The sequence below is a fragment of the Ignavibacteriota bacterium genome (assembly GCA_016713565.1).
Classification (GTDB): Bacteria; Bacteroidota; Ignavibacteria; order Ignavibacteriales; family Melioribacteraceae.
In genome coordinates, this window is record JADJOX010000007.1 from 1,225,762 (window position 1) to 1,248,656 (window position 22,895).

Genomic DNA, 22,895 nt, shown 5'->3' on the forward strand with positions numbered 1-22,895 from the left:
AAAAATTACCCTAAAATCAGTTTAAACCAGTATTATTTATCAAGTGTCAAAGTATTAAATTATGCGGGTAATATATGTCTATTAAAATCATTTTAAAAGTTTTTGTTTTATTCATTTTAGTTTTGATTTTAGTAAAATGTGAAAATAACGAAACTCCAACCGAAACAAACGATTCAGAAATAACTAACAGCTCTGACAGCGGAAACAGCGTTGTGGAAATAATAAGCGAAAATAAAATATCACACGAAGATCCATCGGATTATATTTGGGATGCCGCCTCGGTAAAAAAAATTACCTTAAACGGAAATTCAATTACCAGTGAAACTTCAACCGGAATTTCAATAAATGGAAGTGTTCTAACTATTTCTGCTTTGGGAAATTATGAATTAAGCGGAACATTAAGCAACGGTCAAATTATTATAGATATTGCCGATAGCGATTTAACGGGAATTGAAAAAACTTCCTCAGCAAACTCGGATGAAATTGTAAGATTGATTCTTAATAATGCTAATATAACAAATTCAACGAGTTCGCCGATTTATATTGCGAATTCTTCCAAAACCGTAATTGTTCTTTCGGATAATTCTACTAATACTTTGACGGACGGTACAAATTATACTTATATTAACGCGGAAACCGAAGAACCCAATTCAACAATTTTCAGTAATGATGATTTAACATTTTACGGAAACGGAACTTTAACAGTTAATGCAAATTTTAACGACGCTATTGCAAGTGAAGACGGATTAATTATTAAAAGCGGAAATATAAATATTACTTCCGTCGATGATGCAATAAGAGGAAAGGATTATTTAATTATTAAAGATGGAACGGTTAAAATTACTTCCAACGGAGAAGGATTAAAATCAGATAATACCGAAGACGCAACACGCGGTTATATTTCAATAGAAGGCGGTTCGATTAATATTACTTCATTCGGTGATGGAATTTCGGCAGCAACAGATGTATTGATTTCTGATGGCACACTAAATATAAAGACAACCGGAACCAACACAACCGAAACTTCTTCAAAAGCCGTTAAAGGTTTGGTAAGCGTAGTTATTGATAATGGAGACTTAACTATTAATTCAGCCGACGATGCTGTTCACTCAAATGGTTCGGTAACAATTAATAATGGTACTTTTTCTATTGCCTCAAAAGATGACGGAATTCACGCGGACAATACGGTAATAATTAATGACGGCACTATCTATATTTTAAGTTCGGTCGAAGGTGTTGAAGGTCATTATATTTATGTAAATGGTGGCAATATAACTGTAGTTTCAACTGACGATAGTTTTAATTCTTCTGCAGGTTCGAGAACTGAAACTGACGACAATAGTTGTATTTATATTCATGGAGGTTACATAGTTTTGATTCCAAGTAACGGAGATGGATTAGACAGTAACGGAGATATGCAAATGACCGCCGGTACCGTAATTATTCACGGTCCTTCAAGTCAGCCTGAAGTTATGATTGATTATAACGGTACTTTTATTATTTCCGGTGGATTTTTAACGTCGTCGGGAAGTAATTCAAATATGACACAGGCGCCAAGTTCAAGTTCTACGCAGTATTGCGTAAAAATTATGTTTAATTCTTCAATTTCCGCCTCAACCATAATTCATGTTCAAGACAGCGACGGAAACAATGTTCTTACTTTTCAGCCTACTAAAAAATTTCAGTCGGTTGTATTTTCTTCATCAGATTTGCAGAAGGGAAAAACTTACTCAATTTATAAAGGCGGAAGTTCTACAGGTTCTTCTTCTAACGGATTATATCAATCCGGGACTTATTCCGGCGGAACACTTTATAAAAGTTTTTCTGTTTCAAATACTATAACCAACGTTAATTAAATAAATTGATTTTATTTCCATACTTCCGGTGAAGGTTTTAAGATGGACATCGGAAGTTTTTCTATGCCTTCATTTCATTTTAAAATTATTTAATCCTTATCCAAGCCTAAATATTCTTTGATTTTTTTTATATCGGTTGTATCATCTTTGCTGAAAAAGTCTAATATTTTATCAATCGGAATGCCTGAATTCTGTTCGCCGAATTTAGAAAGCGGAGTTGGGTATTTGTTTTTATAATATTCAATCAAAGATTTCTTCAATCCTTTTATAGCCTTTACAGTATCTGATTCTACAATAGGATTTTTTCTGATCATTTCTTTTAGTAAAGATTTGAATGTGTATAAATCGGGATAATTAACAATAATTGAGTCAATAATATTTGTATATCTTTTAACCGTGTCATTATGAGCAAAAACTGTCGAATCGATAATTACAACGGCATTTTCATCTTCAAATTTTTCTTCTATCAGAATTGGATTTGGGTTCTTTAAAATATTTGTATTATTTCCGAAACTATTTTTTACTTTTGTCAGGTTTACATCTTCTTTATTTTCTTTCTTCACATATTTTTTAAATTCAAGGTATATACTTTTTGACCTTGATTCTTCATTTTCATCAATAATTAAAAAATTAAAAATTATTATAATTGTTATATGGATTAACAGCGCAATTATAAGAGATAACCTGAACGGTGATTTTTTTAACTTTAAATTCAACTTTCTTTCATTTTGTGAAAATATTTATAAATGATTTTGTACTAATTGTTCCAGATAAAAGATACCGATCTAATTTCATTTTATTTTCAAAGTAAATATAAACCAATGTAATTGAACAAACTGTTTCAAGTACATAAAATTTACCAATTCTAATTTCAGTTTAATCGTAAAATTGTTCTTAATATTAAAGAACCGCTTAAAATTATTTTTTATTTTTAAATAATTAAAAATTTCTCTGAGTAACAAATGCAGTTAGAATATCTGGAAAACCAAATTTTCAAAAATATTGATTATTCAAAAGTTAAATTCAAAAAAGGCGAGTACGAAAACTGTTCATTTCAAAATTGTAATTTTTCAAAATCAGATATAAGTCACACAAGTTTTATTAATTGTAAATTTAAAAATTGTGACCTCAGTTCTGTAAAAAACATAGATACATCGTTTAAAAGAGTAGAATTTATCGGTTGTAAATTATTGGGTTTTCACTTTGATAATTGCAATGAATTTTTGCTGTCCTTCAGTTTCGATGATTGTCAGCTGAATTTATCAACGTTTTACAAAATGAAACTTCATAAGACTACTTTTATAAAATGTATAATTCACGAAGCGGATTTTTCAGAAGCGGATTTAACAAACTCTGTATTTGATAACTGCGATTTTAAAGATTCCGTTTTTGATCACACGATTTTGGAAAAATCAGATTTTAGAACATCTTATAATTTTATAATTGATCCCGATTCCAACAGAATTGAAAAAGCAAAATTTTCATCGGATAATGTTTTGGGATTATTAACAAAATACAATATTGAAATTGAATAACCACTAATTAAAGATTATAAATCCATGTCGCCGAAAATTAAAAAATGTTACATACCGAAACCTTACGTAGAACTTAAACATCCCGAATGGAGCAAGAACGCCGTAATTTATGAAGTAAACATCAGGCAGTATACAAAAGAAGGTACCTTTAAGGCTTTTGAAAAACATTTACCGAGATTAAAAAGGTTAGGCGTTGATATACTTTGGTTAATGCCGGTAAATCCAATAGGTGAAGTTAACAGAAAAGGAACTTTGGGAAGTTATTATTCCGTAAAGGATTATTACAGTATCAATCCCGAGTTTGGAAACCTAAACGATTTTAAAAAACTTGTTAGCAAAATTCATAAAATGGGAATGTATGTAATTATTGATTGGGTCGCTAATCATTCAGCTTGGGATAATAAATTGGCTGTTGAACATCCCGATTGGTACACAAAAAATAAATTAGGAAAATTTCAGCCGACGCCTTGGTTTGATTGGGATGATATTATTGATTTTAATTATGATAAGCCCGAACTTAGAAAATATATGACTGAAGCGCTAATTTATTGGGTAAACGAAACTAATATAGACGGCTACAGATGCGATGTGGCGGGATTTCTTCCAAATGAATTTTGGGAAAATGTGAGATATGAATTGGAAAAAATAAAACCCGTTTTTATGCTGGCAGAATGGGAATCGCGCGATTTGCACAAAAAAGCTTTCGATATGACTTACTCGTGGAGTTTATACGATAGGATGAAAGATTCTTTTACAAATAAGACAGGAGCCGATGGAATAGTTGAATATTTAGCTCACGATGTTAATACATTTCCAAATGACGGATACAGAATGACGTTTGTAGAAAATCACGATAAGAATTCATGGTTCGGTAATCAATTTTTAAATTTTGGAAAAGGTCTTAATGCCGCAATTGTACTTACGTGTACTGTAAAAGGTATGCCTTTAATTTACAGCGGACAGGAAGCCGGACTTTCTAAATCACTTAAATTTTTTGATAAAGATCTCATTGATTGGAAAGAACACGAAATTGGAAAATTGTACAAAAAATTATTTGAATTGAAACATAAAAATAGAGCATTGTGGAATGGTAAGTACGGCGGGGAAATGGTTAGAATATTTAATGATAAATCCGATAAAGTAATTTCATTTTATAGAGAAATGAATAATGATAAAATTATATCTATTATTAATTTTAGCAATAAGCCGGTCAAAGTAAAAATTCAATCGGATAATATTGAAGGAAAATATTCGGAATTATTTTCGGATAAAGAGTATATTTTAACTGAGGCAAATTGTTTTAGTTTATCCGCATGGGATTATTTATTATTCACAAAAAGTGAAAGAAAAAACTAATGAAAGTAATGCTTTCAATTATTTTAATAATTTCATTTAACTTGTTATTTATTATAAGCTGCAAAGAAGATGAAAATTTAACTCCGGGAAATATAAATTATCGTCAGGAAATGAGAAATTTTGTTACGGAAATTAGTAAATATGCAAAAGTAAAAATTCGGAATTTAATATTATTCCGCAAAACGGGCAGGAACTTGTAACAACGACCGGAGAACCCGAAGACGAACCAATATTAGAATACCTTGATGTAATTGATGCTGCGGGCAGAGAAGATCTTTATTACGGATACGTTGAAGACAATTTTGAAACTCCCGAAGATGATAAAAATTATTTAATCGATTTATGTAATATTTTTGAAGAAAATAATGTTGAAATACTTGCGATTGATTATTGTTCAACACATTCTAAAATGGATAATTCATATAAACTAAATGAGCAAAACGGATTCATTTCATTTGCCGCCGATAACCGTGAATTAAATAATATTCCGGCTTATCCGGAAAAACCTTACAACGAAAATTCCAATGACATAACAAAAATTTCTCAAGCAAAAAATTTTCTTTATTTAATCAACACAGAAAATTATTCTGCCAAGCAAGATTTTATATCAGCGGTTAATGAAACAAATTACGATTTATTGTTAATGGATTTATTTCACAATGAAATTTCTTTTACCGCTGATGAAATAAATCGGTTAAAAATTAAACAGAATGGCGGAAAGCGTTTAGTAATTTGCTATATGAGCATTGGAGAAGCTGAAGATTATAGATTTTATTGGCAATCAAACTGGAATTCAAATAAACCGGAATGGCTTGATAAAGAAAATCCATCTTGGAAAGGAAACTACAAAGTAAAATATTGGAACTCCGATTGGAAAAATATTATTTACGGAAAACAAAATTCATATTTGGATTTAATTTTAAGCGCTGAATTTGACGGAGTTTACCTAGATATTATTGATGCTTATGAATATTATGAGGAATTATAGAAATGAGTGACAAATATAAAATTCCAAATCAAACCAGAATTGGACACATACATTTAAAAGTTTCGGATATCGACAGATCTTTAAAATTTTACATAGATATTTTAGGATTTGAATTAGTTACAATGTACGGAAACCAAGCAGCTTTTATTTCCGCGGGCGGTTATCATCATCATATTGGCTTAAATACCTGGGAAAGTAAAAATTCTCCGCCTGCATCAAAGTTTGGAGTAGGTTTATATCACGCTGCTATTCTTTATCCTACAAGAAAAGATTTAGCGGAAATTTTCAGCAGACTTATCGAAGTAAAATATCCCATTAGCGGAGCCGCGGATCACGGAGTTTCGGAAGCAATTTATTTGGATGATCCTGATGGAAATGGAATTGAATTATATTGGGATAAACCAAAGGAATTGTGGCCTAAAAATTCCGATGGTTCAATTGAAATGTATACTAAACATCTTGATCTGCAAAATTTAATAGATGAATTGAAACAATGAAAAATATTTCAAAGACCGTTTGGATACTGTCAGTTGTAAGTTTATTTACCGATACCGCCAGCGAAATGCTGTATCCGATTATGCCGATATATCTTAAATCAATTGGATTTTCAATTCTGCTTATCGGAATTCTAGAAGGAATTGCCGAAGCATCCGCGGGATTAAGTAAAGGTTATTTTGGAAAAGCCTCCGATCATTACGGTAAAAGAGTTCCATTCGTTCAATTAGGTTATTCATTAAGCGCAATATCAAAACCATTATTGGCATTTTTTACAAATCCTTTTTGGGTTTTCTTTACAAGAACTTTGGACAGATTAGGAAAAGGAATAAGAACCGGCGCTAGAGACGCAATATTATCTGCCGAAGCGACAAAAGAAACAAAAGGAAAAGTTTTCGGATTTCATAGATCTATGGATACTTTAGGAGCGGTTTTAGGTCCGCTTTTAGCTTTAATATATTTACATTTTTATCCTGAAAATTACTCAACATTATTTTTTCTCGCGTTTATTCCAGGAGTATTAGCAATTATCTCAACACTTTTATTGAAAGAAAAAAAAGTAGTTCAAAACTCTGCTAACAAAAACCTTTCCTTTTTTTCCTTTATAAATTATTGGTCAGACAGTCCCAAAAATTATAAAAAATTAAGTGTTGGATTATTATTTTTTGCCCTTTTTAACAGCTCAGATGTTTTCCTTCTGCTTAAAGTAAAAGAGTCATTAAACAGTGACCAAGCAGTTATAGGCATTTATATTTTTTATAATTTAGTTTACGCGGTTTTTTCATTTCCATTGGGAATTTTAGCAGATAAAATTGGACTTAAAAATATTTTCATGCTCGGAATTGTTTCTTTTTCAATTGTCTATTTTGGAATGGCTTTATATAATAATTTATACTTCTTTTTTTTAATGTTTTTTATATACGGAATTTATGCGGCGGCAACGGAAGGAATTTCAAAAGCATGGATTACTAATATAGTAGATAAAAAAGATGCCGCAACGGCTGTTGGAACTTACTCTGCGTTTCAAAGTATTTGCGCATTGGCAGCAAGTACATTTGCCGGTTTTATTTGGTTTAAATATAATTCTACGGTAACATTTATTATTACCGGCATTATATCAGTTTTAGTATTAGTTTATTTTTTAATCGTATTTAAAAACAATAAAGTAAATAAAACAATTACAGCATAAAATTTGATTATCGGCAATTATGAATCAGCAAAATAAAAACGGCAGAAAGGAATTAATTAAAAATATTTCCGAAGTTATCAGTGAGATCAAATTTGATCACCCTGTAAAAGTTGCAATTGACGGACCTGGAAATGCCGGCAAGACTACTTTTGCAAATGAACTTGCTGAATCAATAATAATGCTAAACAGAAAAGTCATTCGTTCAACAATTGACGGATTTCATCATCCGCCGGAATTTAGAAGAAGGCAGGGTCAATTTTCACCAAAAGGATATCTTGAGGATTCACACGATTATGAATCTTTAAAAAGAAATCTGCTTGATCCTCTTAGTCATAATGGAAATTTGGAATATAAAGAATCGACGTACAATTTTAAAATTAATAAAGCTACAAATGCTGATTCAAAAAAAGCCGACATAGATTCAATTTTAATTTTTGATGGAATATTTTTATTTAAAAATGAACTTTTGCATTATTGGGATTTTAAAATTTATATTGAAGCATCGTTTGAAAATACAATGAGGCGGGCAATAGAAAGAGACAGTAATTTATTTGGAGGAGAAGATAAAGTAATTGAACTTTATAAAAAAAGGTACATTCCGGGGCATGAAATGTACCTATCTATTTATAATCCAATTGAAATTTCAGACGTCGCAATAAATAATGATGATACCCAAAATCCAATTGTTATTAAGTTTTCAAAAAAAACAATTTTAACTATTTAATTTCATCAATTAAAATTCTGAGGCAAGAACCACGCTATTTAATTTCTCAGAAATTTGCTCAAAAACTTTTTGATCATCAAAAATTGTATTTACTTTAACATCTTTAAACAATTCAGGATTCTCAAAATATATTTTTGCCAATTGAGCTTTATAGCTGATTTTTGCGTTATTTGAATTTGATGCCAAATCATTTAATGCATCTACAATTATTTTATTATCTGCTTTCGGATATCTGTTTTTAAATTGTAAACTAACAAATATTGAAGACTCAGCAACGCCTTCACTAGAGCTTTTTAAGTTTTGAGTTACAATTTTAGTTAATTCGCTTAGTGATTTTTTATTTATTGATTGAGCATTAAGATTAAGCGAAAATAATAATACTAAACTGAGCATTATTAAGTTTTTTATTGATTTCATTTTGAATCTCCTTTCGGTTTTTTTTTAACTTTACTCATTCAATTGGTATACCAAAAATAAAATGACGGCGGAAATGTTTTAATTACAATTACTTATACGAAATAAGACGGATTTAAAGGAATTAAAATAGGTGCCACAAATTTGCCGTTACTTTAAAACCCATCGTCTAAAGAATTGTAATACAATTAGTTATGCTTTTAGGAAGAAATGTTGCTTTTACGTTTTTGTGGCATGTAGAATATTATAAAAACAGCTTTATAATTATCATTTGATTTCTATTCAAAAATATCGGTATCCTTTTCTTTTAATCTTTGAATTCGGTTATTAAGCGCGCGTCTTGTAATTCCCAAAAGCTGCGCCGCAATTGTCTGATTATTATCCGATCGTTTAAGTGCTTCTTTGATCATCAGCAATTCCGCGTTTCTAAATGTAGGAAACTGCGACGTGAAAATAATTGAATCTGAAAAATTTTCATTAACGCTTTTAACATTATTTGACGCGATATCATCTTCTGTACCGATTGTTTTATCTCTTATGCTTTCAAGGGACAGAATTCCGGAAGAATGTCGGCTCACGGCATCAAAAATAATTCCTTCCAATTCCCTTACATTTCCAGGGAAAGAATAATTTGTTAAAATTGTGTAAAGCTGTTTTGGCGATGCCGGCCTTTTTTTATTAAGCGTATTTGATGCGGTTGTTAAAAAATGACTTATTAAAATGGGAATATCTTCTTTTCTTTCGCGCAACGGCGGAATATGAACATGATGTGCTTTCAATCTGTAATACAAATCTTTTCTAAAAGTATCATCATCTTTCATTCTGTCTAAATCTTTGTGAGTAGCTACTATAATTCTTGCATTTGAAAGTTTTGCAACGTCTGATCCCAAAGGATAATATTTTCCGTCTTGAAGCAAACGCAAAAGCTTAACTTGCGATTCGATGCTTAGGTCGCCGATTTCATCTAAAAATAAACTTCCGTTTTCCGCGTGTTCTATTAGTCCCTTTCTATCTTTTTCGGCGCCGGTAAACGCGCCTTTTTTATGTCCAAATAAAGTATCCGAAAAAAGATTATCATCAACTCCGGCAACATTAAGCGAAACCATTTCGCCTTCTCTTCCGCTAATTTTATGGATTGCTTTTGCAATTAATTCTTTCCCCACTCCGGTCTCGCCTGTAACTAAAACCGGCAGATTGGTCCTGGATATCGCTTCAATATATTTAAATATCGATATCATTTTTGTACTGTTTGTTATTATCTCTGAAAATGCTTGAGGAAATTCCAATTTGTCTTTGAACAATGATTCTTTTAATCGTAAGTTCTCATTTCTTACATTTGAAAAGTACAGCCCGCGCTTAACTGAAGTAATAAACCTTTCGTCGTCAATTGGCTTTACCAAATAATCAAATGCTCCCAATTTCATACATTCAACGGCACTCTCAACATCATTTATTGCGGTTATTATAATTACAGGAATTTCGGGATAGTTCTCAAGAATTTTAGGAAGAAGCTCTTTGCCCGAAATATTCGGCATATTAATATCAAGCGCAATTAATGAATATTCTTTTAATTTCAGCAAATCCAAAACCTTTGTGCTTTCAACGCAGCTTTCAATATTGGTGAATCTGTTTGAGTTTAAAACTAATTCGGCGGAAGTTAAAAAATGTTCTTCGTCATCAACTAATAAAATTGGTTTTGATGGATTTAACAATGATGTCATAATTTTTCTCCTTCAGCGCTTAAATAAATAGGAAAATAGATTTTAACTTTTGTCCCTTTTCCTTTTCTGCTTTCAATCTTAAATTCACCATTGTGGTTTTTTATAATATTATACGTAATCGATAAACCCAGTCCGGTACCGCCTTTTTCTCTTTTTGTTGTATAAAATGGATCAAAAATATATTTTAAATCTTTCTCACCAATGCCTTCTCCTTCATCAATTACTTCAATAATTACTTTATTAAATTCCTCATACACATTTATAATAATTTTTTGATCTTTATTTGTTAATGATTGGCATGCGTTGTTAATTAAATTTATTACAACCTGCTCAAGTCTGTTTGCGCTTCCCCAAACCAAGGGAAATCCTTTGGAATAATTAATGGTAAAATTGTTTGTTGATTTACTAATAAAATTATTTGTTATACTTACCGCTACGTCCACAACTTCATTTATGCTTATTTTTTTATATTCCATGGAAGGATATTTTGCGTAATTTGTAAGATTATCTATAATTTTTTTTATTCGTTCGGAGCCCGATAAAATAGAATCATAAGATTTATCTATTTTTTCAACAAAATTCTTGTATGACATTCCGCCTAATGCAAAATCTCCATTCTCAATATAATATTGGTTAAGAATAGGTTTAACATCTTCCCAAATCTTTTTAAGCAAATTTATGTTAAGCATTATAAAGTTATTTGGATTGTTAATTTCATGAGCAATTCCGGAAACTAAAATTCCTAATGACGCCATTTTATCAGCGTGTATAAGCTGTTCACTTTTTATTTTGTTCTGCTCTTCCGATTCTTTTAGTTTAGTAATATCGTTGACAATTCCATCATAAGAAATAACGTTGCCTTTTTCATCTTTTTGAAGAACAATGCTGTTTTTAACCCAGCGTGTTGATCCGTCTCTATGAATTATTCTGTGTTCCAAAGGCAGAACATTTTCACCTTTTAAAGCCTTTTGTGATTGCTCCAAGACTTTATGTTTATCTTCATCGTGAACCATATTATACCATAGCTCAGGATCTTTCATATAGTCTGATGATTTGTAACCGGTAACAGCATAACATCCGGGTCCATGAAAGGTTTCAATTACTTCGCCGTTTTCAATCAGAACGTTATAAATGTAATCGGTTAAAAACTTTAATAGTCTTTTACTTCGCTCTTCTTTTAATTCTTGTTTTACGCTGCTCATAAATTCTTTAAAATTATTTTTACAAATTTAAAGAAAGTTAATTCCTAAATGAAATAAGTCATAATGTGAATAATTATTTCCACTTTTGTGATATTAATATTAATTTTAATTTATTAACATTTAAGAGGAGCAGTTATGCACGAAAAAAGCATTGAATTATTAAACAAAGCTATTGCCGATGAGCTTTACGCTATTCATCAATATATGTATTTTCATTTTCATTGCGATGATCAAGGTTATGATCTGTTAGCAGGATTATTTAGAAGAACAGCCATTGAAGAAATGGGACACGTTGAAAAGTGCGCCGATAGAATTTTATTCTTAAAAGGTGATGTTGAAATGAAACCATCAACCGAGGTTCAAAAAATTAAAGAAGTAAAAGATATGTTGAAACATGCTGCAAAAATGGAATTTGAAAGCGCAAGAGATTATAATATTTGGGCTAACGAAAGTTCTAAAAACGCGGATTCTGCGACAAAACAAATTTTTGAATCATTAGTCGCCGATGAAGAAAGACATTATGATCAATACGACACTGAAACTGAAAACTTGGAAAAATTCGGTCAAAATTATTTAGCTCTGCAATCAATTGAAAGAAGCAAAGGCAGACAATCTGGAATACATGCCGAATAAAATAATTTTAATGTAAAATTTGTCATACTGAATTAATTTTAATATCTTAATTTATAAATCTCATTTGGATAACAAATATGTTCAGTATGAGTTATTTTTTTAAAATTAATAATTAAGATAATATCATGACTTCTTTTTCTTGTCCGCATTTAAATACTGAAAACAACTTTTGCTATAAGCTTAATGTTGATTGTGTGCCGGGAAGAAAAGGTTGTGTATTAACACGTAAATTTGAATTTGCAATTCCCGCAGAAGAAAGAATAAAACCCAAAACTACTGATAAAGAATATTTTAAGAATTTAATTGCCAAAACAAATAAAAAAAAATAACATCTCTTTATCAAATTCATATTTCTCAATTCAATGTAATAATTTATTTTTGTAAAATATTTTTTCTTCATCAGGTAATTTTTTTCCCAAAAATTATATGGCTTAATTATGAATAACAAATCATTCATTTTTTTATCTATTTTATTTTTTTCATTAAGCTGTTCACAAAACAAAATTATTGTTAAGAATGTTGATTTACCTGATACAACTTCTGTAAACAAATTTTACGTTAATAATAAAAATCCGTTAATTCCAAATTCTCTGATTAAACTGCCAATTGGTTCGGTTAAACCAAACGGCTGGATCAAAGAAAGTCTTCAGCGGCAAGCAGATGGATTATTAGGCAACCTCAGCGAGATTAGTGCATGGCTTCAAAAAGAAGATAACGCATGGCTTTCAGAAAACGGCAGTGGCGAATGGGGCTGGGAAGAAGTTCCATATTGGCTTAAAGGTTATTCGGCAACAGCATTTATTTTAAATAACGAAAAGATGCTAAGTGAATCACAAATTTGGTTTGAAGCTGTATTTAAAAGTCAAAGAGAGGATGGTAATTTCGGTCCGTATAAAATTTCGGAAAAAGACAGCACGCAAGACTTTTGGCCTAATATGATAATGCTTTACTGCATGCAGTCATATTATGAATTTACCAATGACCAACGTGTAATTGACTTAATGACAAAATATTTCAAATACCAATTTAGTTTACCAGACGAAAAATTTCTTTCGGCAATTCACTATTGGCAGAGAATTAGAGGAGGAGATAATTTAAACAGTATTTTATGGCTTTATAATCATACGGGTGATGAATTTCTTTTAGATCTTGCGGAAAAAAATCATAGAGTTACCGCACCTTGGAACAAACGAGGCAATAGATTGGAAGAAATAAAAAATTGGAAAAGTAAAAGAGACAATATCGATTGGCCAAGCTGGTATGGCGATTTGATTGACTGGCATAATGTAAATATCGCACAATGCTTTAGAGAACCCGCGGAATATTATCTTATCAGTAAGAACAAAAATGATCTTAACGCGGCTTATGATAATTTTAAAATCATTAGAGAACATTTTGGACAAGTACCCGGCGGAATGTACGGCGCCGATGAAAATGCGCGACCAGGTTATGATGACCCGCGTCAAGGAATTGAAACTTGCGGAATTGTTGAACAAATGAATTCAAACGAAAATTTACTCAGAATTACGGGTGATATTTTTTGGGCTGATCATACTGAAGACGTTTTGTTTAATACTTTTCCCGCTGCATTTATGCCCGATTTTAAATCATTAAGATATATAACTAGTCCGAATATGATTTTGAATGATGATAAAAATCATTCTCCCGGAATTCAAAACAGCGGACCATTCTTACTTATGAATCCGTTCAGTTCAAGATGCTGTCAGCATAATCACGGACAAGGATTGCCGTACTTTATTGAAAATATGTGGATGGCAACGCCTGATAATGGAATTGCCGCGGTGCTTTATTCGGCTAATACGGTTACGGCAAAAGTTGGAAACGGAAATGAAATAAAAATAAATTGTGCAACAAATTATCCTTTCGACGAGAATTTAATTTTTGAAATTTCTACTGAAAATAACGTTGAGTTCCCCCTTTATTTTAGAATACCTCAATGGTGCAAAAATCCATCAGTGACTTTAAATGACCAAAAATTACAAGAGATCCCAAAAGCCGGAAAATTTTTACTAATAAATAAAGTTTGGAAAAACGGCGATAAGGTAATTTTAACATTACCAAAAAATTTATCAATCAGAACATGGGAGAAAAATCATAACAGCATTAGTGTTGATTACGGTCCGTTAACCTTCTCGTTAAAAATCGCAGAAAACTATATCCAAAATATTAGCGATAAAACCGCAACATCAGATTCCAAATGGCAGAAAACCGCCGAAGTGGAAAAATGGCCTACTTATGAAATTCATCCGAATTCAGCTTGGAACTATGGATTAATTTTAGATTCAACGAATATTGAAAAATCATTTACTATCGAAAATAGAAATTGGCCTTCCGATAATTTTCCTTTTACAATTGATTCATCTCCAATAATAATCAAAGCTAAAGGAAAAAGAATCCCAGCATGGAAAATAGACGAATACGGTTTAGCGGGTGAATTGCAGAATAGTCCGGTTAAGTCAAGCGAAGCAATTGAAGATATAAAACTTATCCCAATGGGAGCGGCGCGTTTAAGGATAAGCTCGTTTCCGGTAATAGGAAATGATTCAACTGCAAATGTTTGGAAATGAAAATAATTTATAAAATATTATGATAAAGAAAATTTATATACAAGCGATTTTTATCTGGTTGCTTTTCGCAATTATTACTATATTTTTTGGCGCATTCAGAGAGCTTTTTTTCATTCCGTTTACAGGATTGAATGGAAATTTAGCAAGAGCATTGCTTCTGCCGCTGGCTTTCTTTTACTTAATTGGAATTACTTACATTTTTCTTAAAAAAACAAAGGCAGTCTATCAACGATCCGATATGATCAAGATTGGAATTTTTTGGTTTACCGCTACAATTTTATTTGAATTTGGTTTCGGTCATTTTGTAATGGGTCATCAATTTGAAAAACTAATGGCGGATTACAATTTATTTGAAGGTAAAACATGGGCTTTTTTTTTGTTGTGTATTTTTTTGGCGCCGAAAATCACATATAAATATTTACTTAAAAAATAAATTTATTCGTTTTTATTTTCATAAAATGCCTGACGATAATTTTTGGGAGTTAAACTGGTTATCTCTTTAAACTTTCTGTTAAAATTTGAAACATTATTAAAGCCAACTTCATAACATATTTGAGATATTGAATAATCTTGATTGTTCAATAGTTTACATGCTTCACCGACTCTCACCTCATTAACAAATTCCGTAAACGATTTTCTTGTTCTTTCCTTAAAAAATCTGCAGAATGCGGTAACGGAAAGATTTGCAATTTTTGATGCTTCGCTTAAAGTTAAATTTCTGTTGTAATTATTAATTACAAAATCATAAACATCATTTATGCGCTTTCCGTTCTTTTCAGTATTTCTCAATTCATAAAAGGTTTTGCTTAATAATTTAGCCGATCTGTCTTTTGATAACCGCTCCAATATTTTAAGGAAAAGTAGAAACTTTTCCAATCCTTCCGATTCTGAAATTTTTTGAAATTCCGATTTGATCTGATCGCTATCCTTTGGCTTAATACAAATAATTTTTTTTGAGTTTATCAAAAAATCGGTTAATCTTTTTGTCTCCGGTAATTTGAAAAATTTTTCACCAAAAGAAACTTCAGAAAAGTAAATTGAAATTGAATAGGAAATAAGTGAACGCTTCCTGGAGTAATAAATTTTATCGGATTTAAAAATATGCGGAATGCTTGATCCGATAATATAAATTTCATCTTTGTTGAATTTCCCTATACTGTTGCCAATTATCCTTGTTCCGCTTCCTTCAAGAATATAAGAAATTTGTATTTCGGGATGATAATGGAAATTGTCATAAAAATATGGCTGTTTATCAATTTGAACTCGAATTGATTGTTCATCGGACTTTGGAATTTTAAATGATAGCGCTTTCATTGTTTATACTATTCTATCGGAATTTATTAAAATATATTAATATTTTAGATAATATAATATTATTATTCGCTAAAAATGATTGAAATATTTTATTCAATAAATGCTAATTTTTACTATTAAAAAATTGAAGGTGAATAATGCAAGTTAATTGGAATGGAGTTTATCCTGCAATAACGACTAAATTTACAAAAGATGATTCATTGGATTTGGAATTATTTTCCAAAAATTTAGAATTTCAAATTGAAGCCGGAATAGACGGAATTGTTTTGGCGGGAAGCTTGGGAGAAGCATCTACTTTAACAAATGATGAAAAATTTGAACTCGTTAAAGAGACATTAAAAATTACCAAAGATAAAATTCCGGTGATCTTAAATATCGCCGAACAATCAACTAAAGAAGCGATTCGAATAGTAAAAGAAGCCGAAAATAAAGGCGTACACGGATTTATGCTTCTTCCTCCAATGCGTTATACCGCTGACAGTTTTGAAACTGTTGAATATTTTAAATCAATCGCGGGATCAACTTCGCTCCCAATTATGATCTATAATAATCCCATAGATTATAAAATTCCGGTTACTTTAGAAATGTTTGAACAGCTTGAAGAATTTGAAAATATAAATGCCGTAAAAGAATCAACAAGAGATGTAACCAATGTTACGCGAATGATAAATAAATTTGGGAAAAGATTTAAAATATTATGCGGTGTTGATACTATTGCATTGGAATGTCTTGCGCTGGGTGCCGACGGCTGGGTTGCCGGATTGGTTTGTGCTTTTCCCAAGGAAACTGTTGCCATTTACAGATTAGTGAAATCCGGAAGAATTAATGAAGCCGTAGAAATCGCGAGGTGGTTTTTACCTTTACTTGAATTGGATATAAATACAAAATTAGTGCAAAATATTAAATTGGCTGAAACCTATACCGGAATTGGCTCTGAATTTGTAAGAGCACCAAGACTGCCGCTTAATGGAACCGAAAGGGAAAAAGTAAGAAACATTATAGAAAACGCTTTGAAAGATAAACCGGTACTGCCGGATTATTTGAGTATAAAAATAGAGAATTAAAAAATGATAACAGGTAAAAATTATATTGGAAATAAATTATCAAATTTAGGCGGTAAAACTTTTAACGCGTATAATCCAAATAATTTTGAAATGCTTAAAGAAGTTTTTTATTGCGCAACTGAAGAAGAATTAAATTCCGCGGTTGAGCTTGCTAAATACGCATTTCATAAGTACAAAAAAATTCCCGGAGCAAAAAAGGCGGAATTTTTGGAAAGTATTGCTGATGAAATTTTAAATCTAGGTGATGAATTAATTAAAAGAGCATCTTTGGAAACAGCCTTGCCCGAAGCCAGAATAATAGGTGAACGAGGAAGAACTGTAAGTCAGCTTAAAATGTTTGCTCAGCTGCTTAAAGATGGTTCTTGGGTTGAGGCTGCAATAGATACGGCCTTGCCGGATCGTCAGCCATTGCCAAAATCCGATATTAGAAAAATGCGAGAAGCAATTGGACCTGTTGCAGTTTTCGGCGCGAGCAACTTTCCATTGGCATTTTCTACTGCCGGTGGCGACACAGCATCCGCGTTGGCTGCAGGTTGTTCCGTAATTGTTAAGTCGCATCCTTCGCATCCCGGAACAAGTGAGCTTGTAGCGTCCGCAGTTATTAAAGCGGCAGAAAAAAATGAAATCCCAAATGGAGTTTTTTCTTTAATTAATGATTCGGATTTTGAGATTGGGACAAAATTAGTAAATCACAAGGAAATTAAAGCTGTTGCTTTTACAGGATCATTTAACGGAGGTAAATCATTATTTGATATTGCCAATAAACGCGAGGAGCCAATTCCTGTTTTTGCCGAAATGGGAAGCACAAATCCGGTTTTTGTATTACCGAATAAACTAAATACCGATCTAGAAAATGTTGCCGCAAATCTTGCCGCTTCAATAACATTGGGTGCCGGTCAATTTTGTACAAACCCGGGTTTAGTAATTATTCTTGAAAATCCAAACTTAAAATTATTTATTGAAGAATTAGCCAAGAAAATAAATGAAAGTCCCGCAAATAAAATGCTGAATAAGGGAATTGCCCAAAATTACAATTCCAAAAGAAAAAAAATGCTTGAAGAAAAAGGTATAATGATTGAAGCTAATTCCTCAAATGATTCTAAACTTGGAAACCCGACTTTAATTTCAACCGGCGCTGATAATTTTATAAATAATCCAAATTTGCATGAAGAAGTTTTTGGTCCATTTTCTTTAATTGTAATATGTAAAAATATGGATGAAATGAAAGCGGCGGCAAAAAAATTAACCGGTCAGTTAACTTCAACATTCATTGCCGAAAAAAATGAACTTTTGGAAAATATTCATTTGGTTGAAATTATAAAAGATAAAGTAGGACGAATTATTTTCAATGGCGTTCCGACCGGCGTTGAAGTGTGTTCTTCAATGCAGCACGGCGGACCATTTCCGGCAACAACCGATGCCAGATTTACCTCAGTTGGAACCGACGCGATAAAAAGATTTACTCGCCCGGTTTGTTATCAAGATTTTCCAAATGAGTTATTGCCGGATGAGTTGAAAAATGAAAACCCTTTAAATATTTGGCGATTGATAAATAATAATTTTTCACAAAGTAAAATTTAATTATGGCAAAAAATACTTTCTTTTGTATTGACGGACACACTTGTGGAAATCCCGTTCGAATTGTTGCCGGCGGCGGTCCTTTGTTAAACGGTGAAACAATTTTTGAAAAGCGGCTTCACTTTATGAAAGAATTTGATTGGATCAGAAAAGGTTTAATGTTTGAACCGCGAGGTCACGATATGATGTCGGGAAGTATTTTATATCCGCCTTCAAATCCGGAAAATGACATAAGTGTTTTGTTCATTGAGACAAGCGGCTGCTTGCCTATGTGCGGACATGGAACAATTGGGATGATAACTATCGCAATTGAACATGGACTGATAAATCCTAAAGTAAAGGGAAAAGTAAGATTGGAAACTCCGGCTGGATTGGTTCTAGTCGATTACAATCAGGAAGGAGAAAAAGTTAAATCTGTTAAACTTACAAATGTTGCCTCATTTTTAGCAGCTGAAAATCTTTCAATTACAAGTGCCGCGCTTGGCACATTAACATTCGATGTTTCATACGGCGGAAATTTTTACGCAATAATTGATCCGCAGCAAAACTTCAGCGGTTTGGAAAATTATTCCGCGGATCAGCTTATAAACTTCAGCAGGGAAATCAGAAAAGAAATTAATAAAAGATACTCATTCAAACATCCCGAGAATGAATTGATTTCCGGAGTCAGCCATATTCAATGGACCGGAAAAACAATTTCCCCGGAATCAACCGCGCGGAACGCTGTGTTTTACGGAGATAAGGCAATTGACCGTTCGCCATGCGGAACCGGAACTTCGGCAAGAATGGCTCAATGGTATTCCAAAGGTAAACTAAAAGTCGGCGATAAATTTATTCACGAAAGTATTATCGGTTCAACTTTTACCGGAAGAGTTGAAGCCGAAGCAAAGGTTGGAGATTTTAACGCAATAATTCCAAGCATCGCAGGCTGGGCAAAAATAACAGGTTTTAATACTATTATTATTGATGACGATGATCCATATTCACACGGATTTCAAGTAATTTAGGAATATAGAATTATGAAAAAAGTTGTAATTGTCGGCGGCGGTGTTTCGGGACTTTTCTCAGCTTATTATCTTAACAAGTTAAACTTTGATGTAACAATAATCGATGAATATGATTTCGACAATGGCTGCTCGCATGGTAACGCCGGATTTGTTGTTCCAAGTCATATTATACCGCTTGCTTCACCAAGCATGATTCCCAAAGCCGTAAAATGGATGTTCAATTCAAAATCTCCTCTTTCTTTTTACCCAAGGTTGAATAAAGATTTCATTTCTTGGTGTTTTAAATTTTTACGCAGCGCCAATAAAACACACGTTAATAATTCAATAGTTCCATTGAGAGATATTTCTTTTTTGAGCAGCAATTTGTATAAAGAAGTTGCCGAAGAATTGAATAATTCATTTGGTTTAACTTCCAAAGGTTTGCTTATGCTTTATAAAAATGAAAAAACCGCCGAAGAGGAAATCGCGCTCGCTAAACTTTCAAACAAATATGGAATTGAAACAAATATTCTTTCAAAAAGCGATATTCAAAACTTGGATCCGCATTGTAAATATGATGTAAATGGTGGAGTTATTTATTATTGTGATTCTCATTTTACTCCAAATTATCTGATTAAATCTTTAGTGGAAAATCTGAAATCTAAAAATGTTAATTTAGTTTCAAACGAAGTAATTAGAAAAATAAAATTTTCCAGCAAACACATAAGAAGCATTGGCGGAAGTAAAGATACATACGAAGCCGATTCTTTTTTATTTGCTTCCGGCGTTTGGACTGCAGAATTGTTGAAAAAATTAAAGGTCAATATTCCGCTTATGCCCGGCAAAGGCTATAGTTTTAATGTGGAAACGAGAAATAATTTTCCTACATATCCCTCAATTTTGGTTGATGAAAGAGTCGCGGTAACACCGATGAACGGATTTTTAAGAATCGGCGGTAATATGGAAATCGATTTGATTAACCATAAAGTTAGAACGAGCAGAGTAAAAAACATGCTGGATTCGTTTATAAAATATTATCCCGAATTGAAATTTGAAATGCCGGAGGAAGACAATATTTGGCATGGATTAAGACCTTGTTCACCGGACGGTCTTCCATACATTGGCAAAAGTAATAAGTATGGAAATTTATTTATTGCCGCCGGCCATGCTATGCTGGGAATGAGTTTGGGCCCCGCAACCGGAAAATTAATTTCAGAGATAATATCAAATCAAAAAACTTCCATAAATATTGACGATTATAATCCGGAAAGATTTAATTAAGTCCAATTGTGGTCACCAGGTTAAAGGTGACTACATTTAAACAAATTTCATTTAGCATACCAAATAACTTTATAAAAAAGTTAACCAATAACTTAATCTCAATTATTTAAATGCGATAATTAGGTGCTAAAATATTTTTAGAATCTTACATTCTTAATGATCTGAATTATTTGAATCTCTTGGATTAAATATGAAAACTAAAGTCTTAACCTTCCTTAAACTACTTTTAACTGTTTTGTTAATTATTTCAGGCTGCTCGGAAGATGAAAATAGTGTCAGTAGTCCGGTAAGTAAATTTTTAGGGAAATACAAATCAACGAAACCGGTATTGGTTAAAATTAAAACGGATTTCTGCACATTTGAGTTAACCGATGTAGCAACAATAGAATGGGATGTAATTTGGGAAGTAAAAGAAACAAAAGATCCAAATATTGTTGATATTGTAATGACATATAAAAGTCATGATTTTAAGATCATTAATTCAGAATGTACAGATGGAGCGGGTTATCTTCCCGAACCGTCTCCGCTTTATATTAAAGGAAATATTTCGGGAAATAATCTTTCAATTATTTATGACGGACAAGAATTCGGCACCTTTAATTTTGCGAATAATGAATTTGAAGGAAAAATGACATATTCATATTGTGTTGCATTCTGTCAGGAAATTTATACCGATGATTTTGATTTTAGTGTACAGAAATATTAAGAAATTTTAGAATTCAACTCTATCACCGTAATTTCGGGTGGCATACCGACTCTTCCCGGAAAACCAATATATCCAATTCCGGTATTTACATAAAGTTGTTGCTCATTTTCAGAATAAATTCCGCCCCAGCGTTTATAACGCATATTTACCGGACTCCATCTCCATCCGGGAATTTCAATTCCAAATTGTGCACCATGCGTATGTCCAGAAAGTGTAAGATCAATATTTGTATAGCCTAAAACCTGTTCATCCCAATGTGTTGGATCATGCGACATTAATATTTTAAATTTATTCTCATCAACATTTTCCATCGCTTTTTTCAAATTGCCGTATTGAGGAAACGGCGGCAATCCCCAATTTTCAACACCCATCAATTCAATTGATTCACCCAATATTTCAATTTTTCTATTTTCATTCAGCAGTAAATCCAAGCCAATATTTTTCTGCAACTGTTTAAGTCTTTCCAAATTATTAAGTCTATCCATTTCCGATTTCCACTGAAAATATTCGCCGTAATCATGATTTCCCAAGATTGAATACTTGCCATATTTTGCTTTTAATTTGGATAATATTTCTAAAAAACTATCCATTTCTTCAGAGATATTATTTACCATATCTCCCGTAAATAAAAACAGATCTGGGTTTAAAGAATTTACACTTTGGACAATTTCTTCAACGAAATCTTTTTGATTTAACATGCTGCCGATATGAAAATCGGAAAGCTGAACGATTTTCAATCCGTTAAAATTTTTGGGGATTTTTGAGGAAAATATTTTTTCATTTCTAACGGTTATATTAAATCTTCCCCAGCCAATTCCGTAAATCAAAGACACAAACGGTATACCTGCTGTAATTATTCCAACTTGCGTTAAAAACTTACTTCTTGAAATTTTTTGCGAATTGACTTCTTCCGGATTTTGCTTTTTTATTTTGGAAATAAAATTTACCGATAAGCGAAAAATATCATCAATAAAATTAAAGCCGATAAATATTAACTTGGGAATGTAAAACAAAATAAAAGTACCGGATAAAAAATGAAAGTAAATAATAAATTCTGCGGGATTTATCCTTTCCTGAAGAGCCGGCACCAAAAATATTCCGGCAATCAAAATTACCGGAATAACCCAAAAGAGAATTTTAATTATTTTTTTTTGCGATTTGCCTAAATCGATTATTAATTTCTTTACTCCGCGAAACACATAAAAATCAATTGCTAATATTATTGCGCTGAAAATTAGCGCAAAGTATATTGGATTATTTCTCAT

General features: G+C 32.0%; 22 protein-coding genes. 16 read left to right on the forward strand and 6 right to left on the reverse strand.

The genetic code is table 11. The features are described 5' to 3' along the window. Window positions 1-74 precede the first annotated feature (74 nt). A complete protein-coding gene (locus IPK06_12745) occupies window positions 75-1,856 on the forward strand; it encodes a carbohydrate-binding domain-containing protein (GenBank protein ID MBK7980838.1) in 1,782 nt (593 codons plus the stop codon). Between the two features lie 89 nt (window positions 1,857-1,945). Here IPK06_12745 and IPK06_12750 read toward each other — a convergent pair whose 3' ends face one another. Continuing rightward, on the reverse strand, window positions 1,946-2,419 hold the full coding sequence (locus IPK06_12750; protein MBK7980839.1) for a hypothetical protein: 474 nt from the start codon (window positions 2,417-2,419) through the stop codon (window positions 1,946-1,948). 399 nt (window positions 2,420-2,818) lie between these two features. On the opposite strand from IPK06_12750, the gene IPK06_12755 reads away from it, so the two are divergent. The 6 genes from IPK06_12755 (at window position 2,819) to IPK06_12780 (ending at window position 8,143) form a co-directional block, all read left to right on the forward strand. After that, window positions 2,819-3,391, forward strand: coding sequence for a pentapeptide repeat-containing protein (locus IPK06_12755; GenBank protein MBK7980840.1), 573 nt, complete (start codon window positions 2,819-2,821; stop codon window positions 3,389-3,391). Between the two features lie 24 nt (window positions 3,392-3,415). Next, complete coding sequence (locus IPK06_12760) at window positions 3,416-4,747, forward strand: alpha-amylase (GenBank protein MBK7980841.1); 1,332 nt, start codon at window positions 3,416-3,418, stop codon at window positions 4,745-4,747. A gap of 409 nt (window positions 4,748-5,156) precedes the next feature. Next, on the forward strand, window positions 5,157-5,735 hold the full coding sequence (locus IPK06_12765; GenBank protein MBK7980842.1) for an endo alpha-1,4 polygalactosaminidase: 579 nt from the start codon (window positions 5,157-5,159) through the stop codon (window positions 5,733-5,735). A 2-nt stretch (window positions 5,736-5,737) separates the two neighbouring features. Then, window positions 5,738-6,232, forward strand: a complete 495-nt coding sequence (locus IPK06_12770) for a VOC family protein (GenBank protein MBK7980843.1) — start codon at window positions 5,738-5,740, stop codon at window positions 6,230-6,232. Then, a complete protein-coding gene (locus tag IPK06_12775; GenBank protein ID MBK7980844.1) occupies window positions 6,229-7,419 on the forward strand; it encodes an MFS transporter in 1,191 nt (396 codons plus the stop codon). The genes IPK06_12770 and IPK06_12775 overlap by 4 nt, the downstream gene beginning before the upstream one ends. A 19-nt stretch (window positions 7,420-7,438) precedes the next feature. Next, complete coding sequence (locus IPK06_12780) at window positions 7,439-8,143, forward strand: hypothetical protein (GenBank protein MBK7980845.1); 705 nt, start codon at window positions 7,439-7,441, stop codon at window positions 8,141-8,143. 9 nt (window positions 8,144-8,152) lie between these two features. Here the strand turns inward: IPK06_12780 and IPK06_12785 are convergent, their stop codons facing one another. The 3 genes from IPK06_12785 to IPK06_12795 form a co-directional block, all read right to left on the reverse strand. Beyond that, complete coding sequence (locus tag IPK06_12785) at window positions 8,153-8,560, reverse strand: hypothetical protein (GenBank protein MBK7980846.1); 408 nt, start codon at window positions 8,558-8,560, stop codon at window positions 8,153-8,155. Window positions 8,561-8,835: 275 nt separating this feature from the next. Continuing rightward, entirely contained in the window at window positions 8,836-10,278 is a 1,443-nt protein-coding gene (locus IPK06_12790) for a sigma-54-dependent Fis family transcriptional regulator (protein MBK7980847.1), read from the reverse strand. Continuing rightward, the gene (locus tag IPK06_12795) at window positions 10,275-11,480 is read right to left on the reverse strand and encodes a PAS domain-containing sensor histidine kinase (protein ID MBK7980848.1); all 1,206 of its coding nucleotides are present in this window, start codon (window positions 11,478-11,480) and stop codon (window positions 10,275-10,277) included. The genes IPK06_12790 and IPK06_12795 overlap by 4 nt, the downstream gene beginning before the upstream one ends. 135 nt (window positions 11,481-11,615) lie before the next feature. On the opposite strand from IPK06_12795, the gene IPK06_12800 reads away from it, so the two are divergent. From IPK06_12800 to IPK06_12815, 4 genes are all read left to right on the forward strand, one after another. Further along, window positions 11,616-12,113 (forward strand): manganese catalase family protein, encoded by a 498-nt coding sequence (locus IPK06_12800; GenBank protein ID MBK7980849.1) that lies wholly within the window; start codon window positions 11,616-11,618, stop codon window positions 12,111-12,113. 125 nt (window positions 12,114-12,238) lie between these two features. Then, window positions 12,239-12,442: a hypothetical protein gene (locus IPK06_12805; protein MBK7980850.1), complete on the forward strand. Its 204-nt coding sequence runs from the start codon at window positions 12,239-12,241 to the stop codon at window positions 12,440-12,442. 108 nt (window positions 12,443-12,550) lie between these two features. After that, window positions 12,551-14,701, forward strand: a complete 2,151-nt coding sequence (locus IPK06_12810) for a glycoside hydrolase family 127 protein (GenBank protein ID MBK7980851.1) — start codon at window positions 12,551-12,553, stop codon at window positions 14,699-14,701. Window positions 14,702-14,720: 19 nt separating this feature from the next. Next, complete coding sequence (locus tag IPK06_12815; protein ID MBK7980852.1) at window positions 14,721-15,134, forward strand: hypothetical protein; 414 nt, start codon at window positions 14,721-14,723, stop codon at window positions 15,132-15,134. 2 nt (window positions 15,135-15,136) lie between these two features. Here IPK06_12815 and IPK06_12820 read toward each other — a convergent pair whose 3' ends face one another. Continuing rightward, entirely contained in the window at window positions 15,137-16,015 is an 879-nt protein-coding gene (locus tag IPK06_12820; GenBank protein MBK7980853.1) for a helix-turn-helix domain-containing protein, read from the reverse strand. A gap of 137 nt (window positions 16,016-16,152) precedes the next feature. Between IPK06_12820 and IPK06_12825 the strand changes: the two genes are divergently transcribed. The 5 genes from IPK06_12825 to IPK06_12845 all read left to right on the forward strand — a co-directional run bounded on the left by IPK06_12825 (window position 16,153) and on the right by IPK06_12845 (window position 21,630). Next, complete coding sequence (locus tag IPK06_12825) at window positions 16,153-17,079, forward strand: dihydrodipicolinate synthase family protein (GenBank protein ID MBK7980854.1); 927 nt, start codon at window positions 16,153-16,155, stop codon at window positions 17,077-17,079. Window positions 17,080-17,082: 3 nt separating this feature from the next. Further along, on the forward strand, window positions 17,083-18,660 hold the full coding sequence (locus tag IPK06_12830) for an aldehyde dehydrogenase (NADP(+)) (protein ID MBK7980855.1): 1,578 nt from the start codon (window positions 17,083-17,085) through the stop codon (window positions 18,658-18,660). A gap of 2 nt (window positions 18,661-18,662) precedes the next feature. After that, window positions 18,663-19,664 (forward strand): 4-hydroxyproline epimerase, encoded by a 1,002-nt coding sequence (locus IPK06_12835; protein ID MBK7980856.1) that lies wholly within the window; start codon window positions 18,663-18,665, stop codon window positions 19,662-19,664. A gap of 12 nt (window positions 19,665-19,676) precedes the next feature. Beyond that, window positions 19,677-20,924, forward strand: a complete 1,248-nt coding sequence (locus tag IPK06_12840; protein ID MBK7980857.1) for an FAD-dependent oxidoreductase — start codon at window positions 19,677-19,679, stop codon at window positions 20,922-20,924. Between the two features lie 190 nt (window positions 20,925-21,114). Continuing rightward, window positions 21,115-21,630 (forward strand): hypothetical protein, encoded by a 516-nt coding sequence (locus IPK06_12845; GenBank protein ID MBK7980858.1) that lies wholly within the window; start codon window positions 21,115-21,117, stop codon window positions 21,628-21,630. Here IPK06_12845 and IPK06_12850 read toward each other — a convergent pair. After that, on the reverse strand, window positions 21,627-22,895 hold the full coding sequence (locus IPK06_12850) for a metallophosphoesterase (protein MBK7980859.1): 1,269 nt from the start codon (window positions 22,893-22,895) through the stop codon (window positions 21,627-21,629). The two genes, IPK06_12845 and IPK06_12850, sit on opposite strands and share 4 nt — an antisense overlap.

What these genes read in the sequence shown, in the direction of transcription:
- IPK06_12770 (MBK7980843.1), top strand. Translation starts at nt 5,738, where the DNA reads ATGAGTGACAAATATAAAATTCCAAATCAAACCAGAATTGGACACATA.
- IPK06_12825 (MBK7980854.1), top strand. Translation starts at nt 16,153, where the DNA reads ATGCAAGTTAATTGGAATGGAGTTTATCCTGCAATAACGACTAAATTT.
- IPK06_12850 (MBK7980859.1), bottom strand. Translation starts at nt 22,895, where the DNA reads ATGAGAAATAATCCAATATACTTTGCGCTAATTTTCAGCGCAATAATA.
- IPK06_12745 (MBK7980838.1), top strand. Translation starts at nt 75, where the DNA reads ATGTCTATTAAAATCATTTTAAAAGTTTTTGTTTTATTCATTTTAGTT.
- IPK06_12775 (MBK7980844.1), top strand. Translation starts at nt 6,229, where the DNA reads ATGAAAAATATTTCAAAGACCGTTTGGATACTGTCAGTTGTAAGTTTA.
- IPK06_12760 (MBK7980841.1), top strand. Translation starts at nt 3,416, where the DNA reads ATGTCGCCGAAAATTAAAAAATGTTACATACCGAAACCTTACGTAGAA.
- IPK06_12815 (MBK7980852.1), top strand. Translation starts at nt 14,721, where the DNA reads ATGATAAAGAAAATTTATATACAAGCGATTTTTATCTGGTTGCTTTTC.
- IPK06_12790 (MBK7980847.1), bottom strand. Translation starts at nt 10,278, where the DNA reads ATGACATCATTGTTAAATCCATCAAAACCAATTTTATTAGTTGATGAC.
- IPK06_12800 (MBK7980849.1), top strand. Translation starts at nt 11,616, where the DNA reads ATGCACGAAAAAAGCATTGAATTATTAAACAAAGCTATTGCCGATGAG.
- IPK06_12840 (MBK7980857.1), top strand. Translation starts at nt 19,677, where the DNA reads ATGAAAAAAGTTGTAATTGTCGGCGGCGGTGTTTCGGGACTTTTCTCA.
- IPK06_12755 (MBK7980840.1), top strand. Translation starts at nt 2,819, where the DNA reads ATGCAGTTAGAATATCTGGAAAACCAAATTTTCAAAAATATTGATTAT.
- IPK06_12835 (MBK7980856.1), top strand. Translation starts at nt 18,663, where the DNA reads ATGGCAAAAAATACTTTCTTTTGTATTGACGGACACACTTGTGGAAAT.
- IPK06_12765 (MBK7980842.1), top strand. Translation starts at nt 5,157, where the DNA reads ATGGATAATTCATATAAACTAAATGAGCAAAACGGATTCATTTCATTT.
- IPK06_12805 (MBK7980850.1), top strand. Translation starts at nt 12,239, where the DNA reads ATGACTTCTTTTTCTTGTCCGCATTTAAATACTGAAAACAACTTTTGC.
- IPK06_12780 (MBK7980845.1), top strand. Translation starts at nt 7,439, where the DNA reads ATGAATCAGCAAAATAAAAACGGCAGAAAGGAATTAATTAAAAATATT.
- IPK06_12820 (MBK7980853.1), bottom strand. Translation starts at nt 16,015, where the DNA reads ATGAAAGCGCTATCATTTAAAATTCCAAAGTCCGATGAACAATCAATT.
- IPK06_12830 (MBK7980855.1), top strand. Translation starts at nt 17,083, where the DNA reads ATGATAACAGGTAAAAATTATATTGGAAATAAATTATCAAATTTAGGC.
- IPK06_12845 (MBK7980858.1), top strand. Translation starts at nt 21,115, where the DNA reads ATGAAAACTAAAGTCTTAACCTTCCTTAAACTACTTTTAACTGTTTTG.
- IPK06_12785 (MBK7980846.1), bottom strand. Translation starts at nt 8,560, where the DNA reads ATGAAATCAATAAAAAACTTAATAATGCTCAGTTTAGTATTATTATTT.
- IPK06_12810 (MBK7980851.1), top strand. Translation starts at nt 12,551, where the DNA reads ATGAATAACAAATCATTCATTTTTTTATCTATTTTATTTTTTTCATTA.
- IPK06_12795 (MBK7980848.1), bottom strand. Translation starts at nt 11,480, where the DNA reads ATGAGCAGCGTAAAACAAGAATTAAAAGAAGAGCGAAGTAAAAGACTA.